The organism is Solibacillus kalamii, assembly GCF_002174535.1.
In the GTDB taxonomy this organism is placed as follows: domain Bacteria; phylum Bacillota; class Bacilli; order Bacillales_A; family Planococcaceae; genus Solibacillus; species Solibacillus silvestris.
On sequence record NZ_NHNT01000008.1, the window covers coordinates 76,614 to 90,154 of the forward strand.

A 13,541-nucleotide genomic window follows, 5' to 3' on the forward strand; every position below is an offset into this window, starting at 1 on the left:
TATAGGAAAATACTGAGCATATTACAAACGGACGATTCCTGTTCAACTAAAAAAATCGTGCTATAATTACTCTTCAACCTTTCGGGAGGGGATAACGTATGAAGGAAGATTTATCTTTAGAGTATTTACTGGCAATCCAAGAATATGGCAATATATCGCATGCGGCGAATGCTTTGTTTGTATCTCAGCCTTATTTAAGTACTTATATAAAAAATTTAGAAAGTAAACTAGGTGTAGAACTTTTAAATCGGCAAGTAACACCGCTTGTTCTTACGTATGCAGGAGAGCTTTATATTTCGTATATGCAGGAGATTCATGAAATGCATGAAGTGATGATGCGTGATATCGAAGCCTTAAATGAATTAAAAAAAGGTAGAGTAGTTCTTGGTATTAATCCGATATTGGCTTCACATATGCTTTATGATTTTCTCCCAGAGTTTATGGACAAATATCCAGGAATAGAAATTCAATTAGAGGAAGGTACTGCCAATGAAATGGAAGCGCTAACCTTACAAAATAAAATTGATATTTGTATTAGTATGTTGCCAATTAAAAATACGGGGCTTGTTTACGAGAAGTTATATGAAGAAAACATTTACCTAGTCATTCCAAAGGGGCATATATTCTATGAAGAAAATAATAAAGAAATAAAACATATACCATTTCCTCCTTCAAAACTAAATCATCAAAAGTTTATCTTATTAAAACCAGGGTTAGGATTACGTCGTTTAACGGATAATATTTTTGATCACTATGCCATAAGCCCAACAATAACTCTAGAAACGAATAATATTGAGAATGCATTTCGTCTTGCAAATAAAGGAATAGGAATGACAATTATTCCCGAATGTATTATTACAAGAGATCAACTAAAGATTGAATCCAACTTATATACGTTAGGCAATCCAGTTTATAAAAATAGCGTTGTCATTAGTTATAAAAAAGATGGTGTTTTGTCTCCCGCAGCATCTGCTTTTTTAAAATTTGCCAAGAAAAGATATCTTCAATTTTAAAATATTATGAAGTAATTTTAGTTAGAGCCAGCAAAAAGAGAACGAATTTCCCATGTGGGAACCGTTCTCTTTTTTTTTTGACATTGGACGATAACCAATTAGTTATAGAGCGAATAATGGAATTAGTATGAGTAAAAGAGTCCTAATTATGACATAATCTCTTAGGAAATTATTTAATTAATACGATACATTTTAGTATTTTTAAGTGAAATGTTTTCTAATAAAAGGAGTAAATATTATGGAAATGATCGGACCTTTAGGCATAGTCATAGCGATTATCTTTATCATATTGATGGCAATGAAAGGATATAACATTATTTATATTGCACCACTAGCATCGATTATCGTAATTTTAACAAACCAAATGGACTTCTTCTCTTCTCTAATTGGTAAAGAAAATTCATATATGACAGGTTTGACCGGATTTGTTGTGAATTTTTTTGCAGTGTTTTTACTTGGTTCCATTTTGGCTAAGTATATGGAACAGAGTGGAGCTGCTCAATCCATTGCACAAAAAGTATTATCGATTACGGGAACAGAAAAGCCGTTTTCTGTATTAGTTGCAATTTTCTTAATTAGTTCGATTCTCACATTCGGTGGAATAAGTTTATTTGTAGTGTTATTCGTTATTATTCCACTAGCAAGACCTTTATTTAAACAATTAAATATTGCTTGGAATTTAATTGTCATCCCTGTTTACATTGGAATTGGTACATTCACAATGACAATGTTACCGGGAACGCCTTCGATTCAAAATGTTGTACCCATCCCGTATTTAGGGACAACTTTAACTGCAGCACCTCTTTTAGGGATTATCGGTTCAGTAGTATCCGTAACGTTCGGATTATGGTATATGAACTATACATTAAATAAGAGTCTTGCGAATGGGGAAACATATGCCCAATTTAATGCTGATGATCAATCCAAACATGAGCTAAAAGAGAAGACTCCTTCATTTATTATGAGTATTATCCCGATTTTGCTCCTTATGGTAGTGAATTTAACAGGGAGTGCATTGGAAATTCCAAACACAATTTTAATCGGCTTAGGAGTAGCAGTAATTTCATGTGTTATTTTTTACCACAAGTATATTCCTTCTCAAAAGGCAGTATTGAATGAGGGGGGACAAAGTTCAATTAATCCAATTTTCCTTACTTCATCGGCAGTAGCATTTGGGATTGTTGTAACTACAGCACCAGGCTTCAAATTTATTTCCGATTTAATATTAGGTATACCTGGTGACCCGCTTGTTAGCTTATCGGTTGCAGCCGGTGCACTATCAGGAATAACAGGATCATCATCCGGAGCATTAGGTATTGTAATGGAAGTATTTGCGGAAACTTATTTAGCTATGGGTGTGAGTCCGGAAGCAATGCACCGTGTTGGAGCAATTGCATCTTCTGCATTAACGATTATGCCGCACACTGGTGTAGTTTTATCACTGTTAGCACTTACAGGATTAACACATAAAAACAGTTTTAAGTACCAATTCATCAGTATGACATTTGCTAACATATTTGCTCTAATAGCGGTAATTGTTGCAGCAATTATCATTTATTAAATTGTATATTGTTAAACGACCGATCATAAGAACAAAATAAAAAAGGTATAGAAAACGAGTTTTTCTATACCTTTTTTTATTTCAATATAAATAAACAATAACTGAACTACTTTGAGATGGTAGTTAATCTCATGTACTTGATTTAAATAAAGCAATAAAGTTCCTGCAAATAGGAGAGAATGTCGCTTCTTGCTTGTAAAATAATTTCGGCTGAATCGCAATTTCTAGTTCAGGTAAATCAACAAAATGAATTCCATCCACGTACCCTAGCTGAATTTTAGGTAATATACTGATTCCTACTTCTTTAGCAACTAAATACTGGGCAATTGTAATATCTTTACACTTAGCTACAATATTTAAGGAAATGTTCTTTTCTTTAAGATAATATATAATATTTTCTAACATCGAATACCCTTCCATAGCTTCTAACGAAATAAACGGGAACTTCATTAAGTTTTGTATCGATTCTACATCTAGATCAATCTCATTGGACCAATTCTTTGGTACAGCCAATGCAAAAGGACTAGGCGTTAAGGGAAACCCTTCATACTGTTCACTATTTTCAGGTGCTAAAATAACAGCTATATCTACTTCATTGTTAAATAACATTTGTTCTAATTTCTCGGAATCCCCTTTGAAAATTTGCAATTCTACTTTAGGGTAGCTTTGAGAAAATTGCCGTATGACATCCCCTACTAAATGTATACAGCTTGAAGAAACCCCTACACGTAATTGACCCACTTCCCCTTGCATCATATAATCCATTTTCACGTCAAACATTGCCTTTTGCTGAAGCATATGAGTTGCATGATTATATAGCATTTGTCCAGCTTCAGTAATCTCCCATTTTTGTCGATATCGCTTAATTAATGGTGTACCGTAGCGTGTTTCAATTTGTTTTAATAACATACTTAATGGTGGCTGGGCCATATGTAATACTTCGGCAGCCTTTGAAATGCTTCCCTGATCAACTATTTCTTTAAAATAGCGTAATTGACGTAAATCCATTTAACCACCTCATATATAAAATATATATCTTTATTATTAATTATATATTTTTTATTCCAAATTTCAAAGAGTATACTATTTATAGGAGGGGAAATATGAATCATACAATCACAATTACAAAAAGAATTAGCATTTACATAATTGGTTTATTTCTACTTTCACTTGGTGCTACCTTTTCAATTTTGGCAGGTATCGGTGTTTCTCCTGTAACCTCTTTACCTTATGCACTTGCTTTAACTACACCTTTGTCAGTTGGTATTACAACCGTATTCGCTAATTTTGCTTTTATAATTTTACAAGCAATCATTTTAAAAGAAATACGGTGGAAGAACTTTTTCATACAATTAATTATTTCCTTTTTATTCGGTTTTTTTATGGATTTTACGATTTGGTTAACAAAAGGCTTACCTGAAGCAACTTCAATTGTTCTTATTATTGTGTATTTAGCAATAAGCTTAATAATTATTGCCTTAGCTTTACTGTTATATTTCACAGCAAATTTACCGACGATGCCATATGACTCACTTACATATGTCATTGCGAACACATGGAAAATGCCATTTAGCAAAGCAAAAATTACTAGTGACATGCTAAATGTCGTTCTTTCACTTGTGATTTGTTTATTATTTATTCAATCCTTTGGCGCAATTGGTATAGGTACGTTCATCGCTGCCTATGGTATTGGAAAAATAGTCGGTGTTTTGCTTCACAAACTTCAACCCTCATTAAAACAATGGGTGTATAAAAACAACTAAAATTATTCAAGTAAATGCGATTGCTGCTGCTAATAAATCTTTTTACTTTGATAATAAAAAAGCCGGGGAAATTCCCCCGGCTTTTACTTCTTTATACCCAAAACCTTTATTGGGTAACTTACTTCTAACTGTCATTACAAACCCCAATCCCAATTGTATTGTTTTATATAGATTAATCATTAAATCAGTTTTCGAATAAATAACCATTGTTAGTGGGATGGATGTAGTCATTATACAAAATAAAATAGTTAAAACATGTGTGGCACTTAAAGTGTTAGGTTCTAGTGCTCCAATTATTAGAAATAGAACTGTAATTGTCGCAAATAACGTAAAATAATTTGCTGTCATACTCTTGCCTATAATTTCTTTAGTACGCTCATCTTTCGGATATAAATGTGGTGACAAATAAGACATCATTAATGCACTTGTTCCCAAGAAAAAAGCCATAATTCCTTCTGGAAAGTCACCATTTGCAACATATGGGTAATTAATATAAATACTTAATGGAATCATTATAATAGCTAAAAATAAGTATGATAGCTGATTTTCACGTGCTTTTTTCACTCAAAATCCCCCTCATAAATAAATACATCTTCAATCTTGCAATTAAAAATTTCCGCCAGTTTAAAAGCTAAAATAATAGATGGATTATATTTTTCCTTTTCAAGTGAAATAATGGTTTGTCTTGAAACGGAAAGCTTTTCTGCCAACTGGTCCTGCGTCATACTGTATTGAGCCCGTAAAACCTTAATATTATTTTTGATGTAAATCATCCCTTTTTTGTAAAGTTAGTTTTACTTTAAGTAAAGCATACTTTACATTCACCTTAAAAACAAGGTACCAAATTTTCGTTTGCGGACTTTCTTCCTTTTTATAAGCAGCATAAAAATAAAAAAACCCCCCACTCAATTATATGGGAGGTGTTGGTCCCCTAACTTTCATTCGGGAACAGTTATTTGGATAGGATTGTATAGACATAGAATAAATAGTTTTTATTTTTCTAATACTATACAATATTGCTCTTTATAGTTTGCATGGTTCCAATTGTACATTTGTAACAGATGATCGAGAGATAATTCGTTATAATTTAGTCTACTATACGGTATATTCAGTGCATCATCTTCATGACCAATCCATACTCGCCATAGTTCTATGACCTGTCCTTCTCTAATATTGTCTTTTAAGTAATCCAATAATTGCTTTACTCTTAATTCTGAATAGCTAAAATTCACTTCATATATGAATGGATAGTCCGTATATTCACTTACATCATAATAACTGCCACTGTTAATGACTAACTCATTTAAATCCTCTTCATTTTCAACAAATAATATTTGACTATACGGGTCCATCTTCTCCCAGGGCACCAATTCATGCGGTTTTATTTTCAATTCAATAGCTTCTTTGACCGTCATATATTTTGCTTTGGATTCCACTTCAGGCATTTCAAAATTTGTTGCGAAAAATGAACAAGAACTCACTTAAATACCCCCAAATTTTAGATCTTATAACATTACTTTACTTTTAGGGTTTAAGTATAGCATTCCCAAAGCGATGCTTGGTAACATCTTTTTGCTTAACATATCATCGGTTAATAAGTGGTTACTTTGGCTACTTTTTGAGCCGTGTAAATCCAGCGCTGCCACCAGGAGAGGTTATCCTGAAATTCTTCTACATCCAGAGTGTAGAGGGCATCTTCATTGTTCCAAAGCCGTTCAAAATATCGTTCCATATCCAAGACGAGCGCGCTATCATTTGGAGCGAGGATGCGGACGTTATTTTCCAGGTTGTAATTCTCCAATGTTCGTTCCGTATAGTTGGAAGAACCGCTTGAAATGATTGTTTGTTCCGCTGTTTGAATCCAGATGACTTTTGTATGGTATTGGCCGACTACGGTGTTATACCAGCGAATGTTGATTTTTTCATCTGTATCCTCAAGCAGTTCGTTTACAACCGGTCGATTAGGCAGACCTGACTTTTCCTGGCCGAATGAATTTTCATTTGGGTCTAGAATCATATTCACCTCCACGCCCCGGTTTACTGCATCTGTTAAGGAGTTGACAATGTCGCGCTGGGCAATAAAGAACATGCCAATCCAAATTTTATCTCCTTCTTTTGTTGCTTCTAGATCTTCAAGCAAGGCGTCCAATATTTTCTTCTCGGTCAAATATTGTACACCATACTGACCGTCACCTTGCTCGGGAATATCAGCCCTCGGCAATTTTGGACCATCCGACATGAGCGACACCGCTTCTTCTGCCTTCAGAATATCGTTTATGATGGGCCCCGTTACTTTCAAAGCAAGATTTCCGTGGAAGCCACTTGCATCATGCGGGTTTGAAGATGTGATAATCGCTTCCTTTTCCGAAACGGCCGCTTTACGGTGGTTGGCTTTCACGTTGAGCAGTTCCAAATAGGAAGATACGGTCATTTTTGGCGCTTTGCTTGACATGGCGTTGGCAATCCATCCCTTACCTTTGTTGTCGAACCATTGAAAAAATAATCGGTATAAGCCTGAATAAATTGGCGTGGAATCCCGCAACGGTTCTAAGTCGGTGTAAATAATTTCTACCCCGGCTTCACGCATCTTCTTGAACCACTTAGTTTCATAGGAGCCATAGCCCTTATTCAGCGGATCGGTAATGAAAACAACCGGCATATCGGGATTGTTTTTCTTTTTCTCGGCAAGCTTGTCAGAGAGCATATTCGCGATTGGCGGGAAATCTTCTTTTTCATCAAAATACCCATCCATCAAAAAGAAATCCACCACCACAAACTGCTCGGCTTCATCAATCAATGTATAAACTTCATCAAATATCTGATTCTCATGTTTCCGATTGGTCCCTTCCTGGTCTTGCGCATAAGTTAAATCTGTCAGCATTTCAATATTGTCTGTTCTATGCAAGTCTCCTTCATAGGAAATACCTTCCGGCAACGGTTTATATGTATGCCATAACATTACCCCTATATATAGCAAAATCAAAAGAAGTATAAGAACGCTTATGACTTTTTTTCTGCGAATCCAGCTGTTCCATTTCTTCGGAACTTTTTTCATTGTAATTCCCCCAATACTCTTGTGCTTTTAGTTCCCGTGAACAAGCAAAGTTAAACAGCGGTTGCTTGCATGGGGGCTGGAATTTCCACAAAAATGTTAGGGACGCTAGTGTCTATGCTTTCCTTTAATAAGGAAAGTGCTTTTTCCATAATAGGGCCAGATTGTGGAATAACAATCTTTTATGAAAGGTTACCAAAAGACGGTTTGGGAAGGTTATACTTCAATTAACGAACTAACTGAAACAAAAAATGGGGGAAATTCATTGCATCCAATAGAAATAATTGAATTAATGATAGTCGGTGGAATTTTACTTGTTATCCTATTAGTTTCTTTTATTTTAAAAGGGAAATGGAGAAAAATTATTCAGGGATTGGCTATTTTATTTTTGGTGTCTTTCGGCATCTTTTATTACGTACGTCCATATTGGATTGATATGCAAATCGAAAAAAAAGTAGGTTATATACAGATACATTTGGAAGAACAGTACCCTGGGGAAAAGTGGAAATATCAGATAGCACCTCATCGTGAGGATGGCTATGAATCTTCGAATCCATATTATATAGGTGTAATATTTGATACTGAACCACACGTGGAATATAAATATTTCGCTCGTAATAATGGTGATGTTATCCAACAAGGGTGGTATTCATCTAGATCACAAAGTGATCTATTACATGAAGAATAATTACTGTTTATTTTGAAGCCCATTGCTTTAGTTTAACAAGACATACTAATTAAGTTCTTCCACAATCGTGCCAGATTGTGGAACAACATTATGGAGCTTGTGAATATTTGTACTTAATCTAATAGGCTGGTTTGTTTAAGAAACAGTAAGGTGGATACAGATAAGAATTACTAGGGTATTATATCTATCCCGCTTTTTTGTTAAATGTAATAAAAAAGACCGACCCTATTTATAATAAACAAGATCGGTTCAGATTAATTATTTCTTTTGGGTAATTCCATTCACAATTTGAAAAAGTGCCTCTTTGAGTGGCTTAGCTGGACGACCAAGAAGTTTCTCGAAATCATTACTCTCAAAGTCCAGAGTACTTTCTCGTATGCTTTTTTGAATATCAACAAGTATAGAAATTACAAAATCTGGTATGTCTGCATTTTTCATAATACTAGCATAAGTTGCGTCATCAACATGTTGCACAGATACTTCTTTGTCTAGTACGCTGCCAAGAACAGATACAAATTCCTCCTGAGTTAATGATTTACCGGAAAGCTCGTAAATTGTATTTTCATGTCCTTTACCAGAAAGTACCGTTGCCGCAGCTTCTGCATAATCTTGTTGTATTGCCCAGCCTACCTTGCCGTTTCCTGCTGATGTTACCCAAGGAGCTCCTGCTAAGACACCTTGAATGCTAGGGATTTCATTCTCCAAGTACCAGTTATTGCGTAAGAAGGAGTAAGAAATGCCTGTTTTCAAAATTGCTTGTTCAGTTGCCTTATGAGTTGGAGCGAATAAATTTTTACTTTCCTGTGCATTTGTTACGCTGGTATACGCAATGAAATTAACTCCAGCACGCTCTGCAGCAGCTACTGCATTGGCATGCTGACGGATTCTTGTTTCATTATCTCCATCTGCAGAAATAATTAATAAACGATCGATACCTGCAAAAGCAGTATCTAATGTTTCTGGATGATCAAAATCTCCTTGACGAACTTCTATGCCACGAGTACGTAATTGTTCTGCTTTTTCTGGATTTCGTACACTAACAGCCAGCTGGTTAGCTGGTACAGTTTTCAATAATGTCTCTACAACTTTTGTGCCAAATTTTCCTGTTGCTCCTGTTACTAATAATTTCATGATTTATCTCCCCAATCTTTTTGTTTAATTTTTAAGCACAATCTAATATTATAGAAAGAGGTACTTTTTTAAAAGTAGTCACTTTTTTATTACATAGTCACAAAAATAGTACTATCAAGAAAGAGAGGTATTTGTCATGGCACGAAGTTGGTTCGACGGTGAACCGCCTGAGGAACAAATAGAGATTTGTCCGGTTACACAAACTCAAAACATCATTGCGGGAAAATGGAAAATAATTATTCTGTGGCATTTAAGCATAAAGACAAGAAGATTTAATGAACTTCAAAGGTTGTTACCTAATATTTCAAAAGGAATACTGACGCGTCAGCTTAGAGAATTGGAAGATGACCAAATGGTTCACAGAGAAGTATATAAAGAAGTTCCTCCTAAAGTAGAATACTCGTTAACACCTTTGGGGCAGAGTTTTATTCCTATACTTAATAGTATGGGCGATTGGAGTAAAAAACATTTAAAGAGTAAATAAAAAGCTAATCCATCATAAAATAACTATATGATTAAAGCATAAAAGGGACTTATAAAAATTTTAGTTATACTTTTATGAATCATCTTCAACAATCGGGTGCTTTCCTGGAATAAAAGGATTGGTCCTTTTTGCATTTTAGGGCCATATTGTGGAGCAACATTTTTCTTGGGGGGAGTGTAGCAACCCCCTCTTATTATTGTTAATCATAATGCACCTTCAAGGGCGCGATTCTTTATTGATGAACTTTCTATCTATATAAAGAAGGTTAGGAACTTAATTATGATAATTAAGTTATTCCATCACTAAAAAGACACGAACGTTGTAGGTTTCACAGCATTCGTGTCTGTTTAACTTATTTGTGAACATCTGGTATTAAGTACGCTAGCGATTGCTAGGCATTAATTTAATTGCTGAAAGTTAAACTATATTCATTCAGTAACTTATCTAAGTTTTGACTTAATTTTATTGTAATAGGATGATTTAGCCCATTTTCCATACCAGACTTTATCATTGCAGTTCTAAGTGTTTCGACATTTTTGCGGATATTTACTTTTTCAAAAATATTTTTCATTGGAAAGCACTCCTCATTTTTATAATTTGTTATATATAAAGTAGATACAATAATTTACAAAATACATATATTATGTAAATACACAATAAAATTAACTATTAAACCTATCCAACCATAAATTAGAAAAAAATTTTTCCAAATAATAGTTTGCAAGCAAATTAAAAATGCGTAAACATTGTCAAATTAACAATTACGCATCTTTATTGGGATTCTATTTATATAGTTTTTTATGTATATCATAGATTTTGTGGAAAACGCTATGCTAAGGGTATCTGAAAAGAAGCTGAATATAGGGGGATTGATTAATGCGTTAAACCTGTAGCTTTTTCGTTCCTATGCTAAAATTTCAGGGATTTTAGAGTAGCGGTTGATGCAGTAAGGATTACTTTTAATCGGAATAATAAAGCTATGACTTTTATCAGTTCAATAATTTACTTTTTTCTTAGCCATTAAATTTAGTACTAACTCGTATCCAAAGGCTACTAAAATTCCAGTCCAAAAAATTACACCTGAAGTAAGGGGCTCACTCCCCGATATTAGACCGTAAATATAATTGAAAAGTAACAGCAACGTATAAGTATAAAAACCAAGGATTGCCCCACTTTTCCAATTACTTTGCTCAAATTTAGACATCCTTTTGAAGAATTTCATTTTTCCCCTCCACTCGTGTATTCTGCCAGCTCTCTTAATAGACTTTAGCCATCCTACTATTCTTTAATATAATACAATTATTTTATCGCAATAAACTATGATATCTTACCATATATAACAGTAATGGAAAAATTGCATCAAAAGCTGTGTTTGGGAAGCTTTTTAATTGTTACTTAAGAGATAGGTTTTTATAACTTTTCGCATACAAATAGCATGTTCGGAATTTTTTATAAAACTCTTTTAAGGGAATCTTCAGAAGGATTTACCATATTAAGAATATGTACGATTTTATGCCTTCACACTGTTGATGCAACAATCAAATTATCTCCTAAATCAAGGATGCTGGAGGCCGGCACGATACTGGTCCCAAATGGATTTTAGCATTCGTTTCTATACTCCGGCCGCCCCGCGATAAACGCGGCTAAATAACACCTTGATATGGGCTGAATGAAATGATTTTACTTTTCGCACAGCCCCATCACTAGACGTAGTTATTAAAACCAACACTTTATATTACGTCCTTTTTTAGCTAAGTGGAGTCATTCTCCCACCATAAAACTGCACACCTTCTTTTAATCATATAATTCATTTCAATTCCCACCTTTCATTGTTTTAAAGTAACAAAATTAATAATGACGTTGACGAACGTAATCTTCTACTTTTCTTCGGTTCTCTTCAAAGATTTTTTTCACTTTTTCTTCATGAAGTGCTTTCTCACGAGAGATCTCACGCTCACGTTTTGTAATAGCTATCGATAGGGTAAAAAAGTTTAATATCATGAATTATCACCTCCTTAAAATGCCCTGGAAACGGAAAAAACCACAGAGAGACTCCCCCTGCGGTAAAAAAAGGCATAAAAATACCGCAGGGGCACACTTCTCCCTGCGGTATGGGCATACTTAATTAATAAAAAAATTTAAGCAATCCATTCCAATCTGGTCGAATGTGTGATTTTCGTTTTCGCTGAAATTGTAACCACTAGTGACATTAATTTATTGATAACGATCATTTTCTTCGACCTCCTTAGAATTTTTAGATTATTGTGTAAGTATACCCATCCCCCGATTATTTGTAAACATCTTTTTACATTTTTATAAAAAAATGTAATTCCCTATTTAAAAGTAAAAATCCGAAACGTTGATTTAGCCACGCAATTCTGTAAATAGTTACACATGATTTCATTATATGAAGAGGCTTTACTTATGTTTCCCTTTATCCGATTCTCCTGGCAATCTAAAGGTTTCAGATGGATGCAAAATATATACTGCGTTCATGACGTGTAACGCCTATCCGTGCTTGGTTAAACTTTAGAATTTGATATTAACAATATCTTGTTATCCCTCTTTTCCTCTTTAAAACCCAAAGAAAAGACATAACAACAGAAATATGTTATGTCCTTAACTATCCTTATATAACACTACTCACAGCATGCTGCTTCAAATACTCCAACGTTGCCTTTGCAAGTGTGTTTGCAGCAACAAGAAGTGCGCGCTCGTCGATATCGAACTTCGGATGGTGATGCGGGTACGCTTCTTCTTTTTCTGGGTCGCGGGCACCTGTGAAATAAAATGTTCCCGGTACCTTTTCTAAATAGTAGGCAAAGTCCTCTCCGCCCATTTCCGGTTCGCAAATGACGACTTCCTCAACACCCGGCGTTTGTCTTGCCTGCTCGATAAAGAATCTTGTTGTTTCCCGATCATTAATGACAGCTGAATATCCGCGCACATAATCGTATTCGTAATCGGCCTTCATCACCAAGCATGCTGCCTTCAGCACATCTTCCAGTTCCCGTTCAATAAGATCACGCGTTTCTTCGTCAAATACACGTGCCGTCCCTTTGATTTTTACGGAATCGGCAATGACGTTAAAGGGATTTAATGCTTCAAAGTGACAAACCGAAATAACTGCCGGTTTCACAGGACTAATACGTCTCCCTAAAAGCTGTTGGGCGTTCACGACAAATTGTGAGCCGATGTAAATCGAGTCTTTCGTTTCCTGTGGTTTTGCCCCGTGTCCGCCCTTTCCTTTAATCGTAATATAAAATCCATCTGCTGCAGCCATTAACGGACCTTCACATACAGCAATTTTCCCATGCTCTACCGGTGCCCATAAATGCTGACCGAAAATGACATCTACTCCGTCCAGGCAGCCGTCTTCAATCATCGCAATCGCTCCACCCGGCGCAATTTCTTCACCGAATTGGTGGATGAACACGACATTCCCCTGAATCTCGTCCTGGATTTTGTTCAGTGCCTTTGCCAATACAAGGAGTGACGCTGTATGCCCGTCATGACCGCATGCATGCATTCGGCCATCTACCTTCGATTTATAAGGGACATCATTTTGCTCCTGAATTGCCAATGCGTCAAAATCTGCACGTAATGCCACCGTCTTACCAGGTTGACCACCGCGTAATGTAGCCACTACGCCACGACCGCCTACCCCTTCACGTACTTCATGTCCAAGCGCTCGATGGTATGCCGCAATATATTTTGGCGTCTCCACCTCTTCATGTGAAAGCTCCGGGTTTTCATGTAAGTAACGACGGATCGCTACCATTTCATCAAAATGCTGTTCCAGTATGTCAAAAATATTCGTCATGTTTTCCATCCCCATTTTCTAAGTTG

At 35.4% G+C, this 13,541-nt stretch carries 15 protein-coding genes; 5 read left to right on the forward strand and 10 right to left on the reverse strand.

The genetic code is table 11. The annotated features are described in order from the left end of the window. The first annotated feature begins 98 nt into the window (after positions 1 to 98). Positions 99 to 1,013, forward strand: coding sequence for a LysR family transcriptional regulator (locus CBM15_RS12355; RefSeq protein ID WP_087617765.1), 915 nt, complete (start codon positions 99 to 101; stop codon positions 1,011 to 1,013). A gap of 238 nt (positions 1,014 to 1,251) precedes the next feature. Then, positions 1,252 to 2,574, forward strand: coding sequence for a GntP family permease (locus CBM15_RS12360; RefSeq protein WP_087617766.1), 1,323 nt, complete (start codon positions 1,252 to 1,254; stop codon positions 2,572 to 2,574). A 129-nt stretch (positions 2,575 to 2,703) separates the two neighbouring features. Here CBM15_RS12360 and CBM15_RS12365 read toward each other — a convergent pair whose 3' ends face one another. Then, positions 2,704 to 3,582 carry a LysR family transcriptional regulator gene (locus tag CBM15_RS12365; RefSeq protein WP_087617767.1) on the reverse strand — a complete coding sequence of 293 codons (879 nt, stop codon included), beginning with the start codon at positions 3,580 to 3,582 and terminating at the stop codon, positions 2,704 to 2,706. 95 nt (positions 3,583 to 3,677) lie between these two features. Here CBM15_RS12365 and CBM15_RS12370 point away from each other — a divergent pair, with 95 nt between their 5' ends. Then, on the forward strand, positions 3,678 to 4,337 hold the full coding sequence (locus tag CBM15_RS12370; protein WP_087617768.1) for a YczE/YyaS/YitT family protein: 660 nt from the start codon (positions 3,678 to 3,680) through the stop codon (positions 4,335 to 4,337). 42 nt (positions 4,338 to 4,379) lie between these two features. Here CBM15_RS12370 and CBM15_RS12375 read toward each other — a convergent pair whose 3' ends face one another. The 4 genes from CBM15_RS12375 to CBM15_RS12390 form a co-directional block, all read right to left on the reverse strand. Next, positions 4,380 to 4,901 (reverse strand): hypothetical protein, encoded by a 522-nt coding sequence (locus CBM15_RS12375; protein ID WP_239534828.1) that lies wholly within the window; start codon positions 4,899 to 4,901, stop codon positions 4,380 to 4,382. Next, positions 4,898 to 5,101 carry a helix-turn-helix transcriptional regulator gene (locus CBM15_RS12380; protein ID WP_420820150.1) on the reverse strand — a complete coding sequence of 68 codons (204 nt, stop codon included), beginning with the start codon at positions 5,099 to 5,101 and terminating at the stop codon, positions 4,898 to 4,900. Before CBM15_RS12380 ends, CBM15_RS12375 begins: the two co-directional genes overlap by 4 nt. A gap of 228 nt (positions 5,102 to 5,329) precedes the next feature. Continuing rightward, positions 5,330 to 5,818, reverse strand: coding sequence for a magnesium transporter (locus CBM15_RS12385; RefSeq protein WP_087617770.1), 489 nt, complete (start codon positions 5,816 to 5,818; stop codon positions 5,330 to 5,332). Positions 5,819 to 5,928: 110 nt separating this feature from the next. Further along, positions 5,929 to 7,392: a phospholipase D family protein gene (locus tag CBM15_RS12390; RefSeq protein WP_087617771.1), complete on the reverse strand. Its 1,464-nt coding sequence runs from the start codon at positions 7,390 to 7,392 to the stop codon at positions 5,929 to 5,931. 181 nt (positions 7,393 to 7,573) lie between these two features. Here CBM15_RS12390 and CBM15_RS12395 point away from each other — a divergent pair, with 181 nt between their 5' ends. Further along, positions 7,574 to 8,077, forward strand: a complete 504-nt coding sequence (locus CBM15_RS12395) for a hypothetical protein (protein WP_239835844.1) — start codon at positions 7,574 to 7,576, stop codon at positions 8,075 to 8,077. Between the two features lie 258 nt (positions 8,078 to 8,335). Here CBM15_RS12395 and CBM15_RS12400 read toward each other — a convergent pair whose 3' ends face one another. Next, entirely contained in the window at positions 8,336 to 9,208 is an 873-nt protein-coding gene (locus CBM15_RS12400) for an SDR family oxidoreductase (protein WP_087617772.1), read from the reverse strand. A 136-nt stretch (positions 9,209 to 9,344) separates the two neighbouring features. Between CBM15_RS12400 and CBM15_RS12405 the strand changes: the two genes are divergently transcribed. Then, positions 9,345 to 9,692 (forward strand): winged helix-turn-helix transcriptional regulator, encoded by a 348-nt coding sequence (locus CBM15_RS12405; protein WP_087617773.1) that lies wholly within the window; start codon positions 9,345 to 9,347, stop codon positions 9,690 to 9,692. Positions 9,693 to 10,095: 403 nt separating this feature from the next. Here the strand turns inward: CBM15_RS12405 and CBM15_RS12410 are convergent, their stop codons facing one another. From CBM15_RS12410 to CBM15_RS12425, 4 genes are all read right to left on the reverse strand, one after another. Beyond that, positions 10,096 to 10,263 (reverse strand): aspartyl-phosphate phosphatase Spo0E family protein, encoded by a 168-nt coding sequence (locus CBM15_RS12410; RefSeq protein WP_008405392.1) that lies wholly within the window; start codon positions 10,261 to 10,263, stop codon positions 10,096 to 10,098. Between the two features lie 423 nt (positions 10,264 to 10,686). Next, entirely contained in the window at positions 10,687 to 10,914 is a 228-nt protein-coding gene (locus CBM15_RS12415; protein WP_087617774.1) for a hypothetical protein, read from the reverse strand. Between the two features lie 626 nt (positions 10,915 to 11,540). Then, positions 11,541 to 11,693 (reverse strand): YrzI family small protein, encoded by a 153-nt coding sequence (locus tag CBM15_RS12420; protein ID WP_087617775.1) that lies wholly within the window; start codon positions 11,691 to 11,693, stop codon positions 11,541 to 11,543. A 628-nt stretch (positions 11,694 to 12,321) separates the two neighbouring features. Next, a complete protein-coding gene (locus tag CBM15_RS12425; RefSeq protein ID WP_087617776.1) occupies positions 12,322 to 13,515 on the reverse strand; it encodes a M20 metallopeptidase family protein in 1,194 nt (397 codons plus the stop codon). Positions 13,516 to 13,541 lie beyond the last annotated feature (26 nt).

What these genes read in the sequence shown, in the direction of transcription:
- CBM15_RS12355 (WP_087617765.1), top strand. Translation starts at nt 99, where the DNA reads ATGAAGGAAGATTTATCTTTAGAGTATTTACTGGCAATCCAAGAATAT.
- CBM15_RS12360 (WP_087617766.1), top strand. Translation starts at nt 1,252, where the DNA reads ATGGAAATGATCGGACCTTTAGGCATAGTCATAGCGATTATCTTTATC.
- CBM15_RS12365 (WP_087617767.1), bottom strand. Translation starts at nt 3,582, where the DNA reads ATGGATTTACGTCAATTACGCTATTTTAAAGAAATAGTTGATCAGGGA.
- CBM15_RS12370 (WP_087617768.1), top strand. Translation starts at nt 3,678, where the DNA reads ATGAATCATACAATCACAATTACAAAAAGAATTAGCATTTACATAATT.
- CBM15_RS12390 (WP_087617771.1), bottom strand. Translation starts at nt 7,392, where the DNA reads ATGAAAAAAGTTCCGAAGAAATGGAACAGCTGGATTCGCAGAAAAAAA.
- CBM15_RS12395 (WP_239835844.1), top strand. Translation starts at nt 7,574, where the DNA reads ATGAAAGGTTACCAAAAGACGGTTTGGGAAGGTTATACTTCAATTAAC.
- CBM15_RS12400 (WP_087617772.1), bottom strand. Translation starts at nt 9,208, where the DNA reads ATGAAATTATTAGTAACAGGAGCAACAGGAAAATTTGGCACAAAAGTT.
- CBM15_RS12405 (WP_087617773.1), top strand. Translation starts at nt 9,345, where the DNA reads ATGGCACGAAGTTGGTTCGACGGTGAACCGCCTGAGGAACAAATAGAG.
- CBM15_RS12410 (WP_008405392.1), bottom strand. Translation starts at nt 10,263, where the DNA reads ATGAAAAATATTTTTGAAAAAGTAAATATCCGCAAAAATGTCGAAACA.
- CBM15_RS12415 (WP_087617774.1), bottom strand. Translation starts at nt 10,914, where the DNA reads ATGAAATTCTTCAAAAGGATGTCTAAATTTGAGCAAAGTAATTGGAAA.
- CBM15_RS12420 (WP_087617775.1), bottom strand. Translation starts at nt 11,693, where the DNA reads ATGATATTAAACTTTTTTACCCTATCGATAGCTATTACAAAACGTGAG.
- CBM15_RS12425 (WP_087617776.1), bottom strand. Translation starts at nt 13,515, where the DNA reads ATGACGAATATTTTTGACATACTGGAACAGCATTTTGATGAAATGGTA.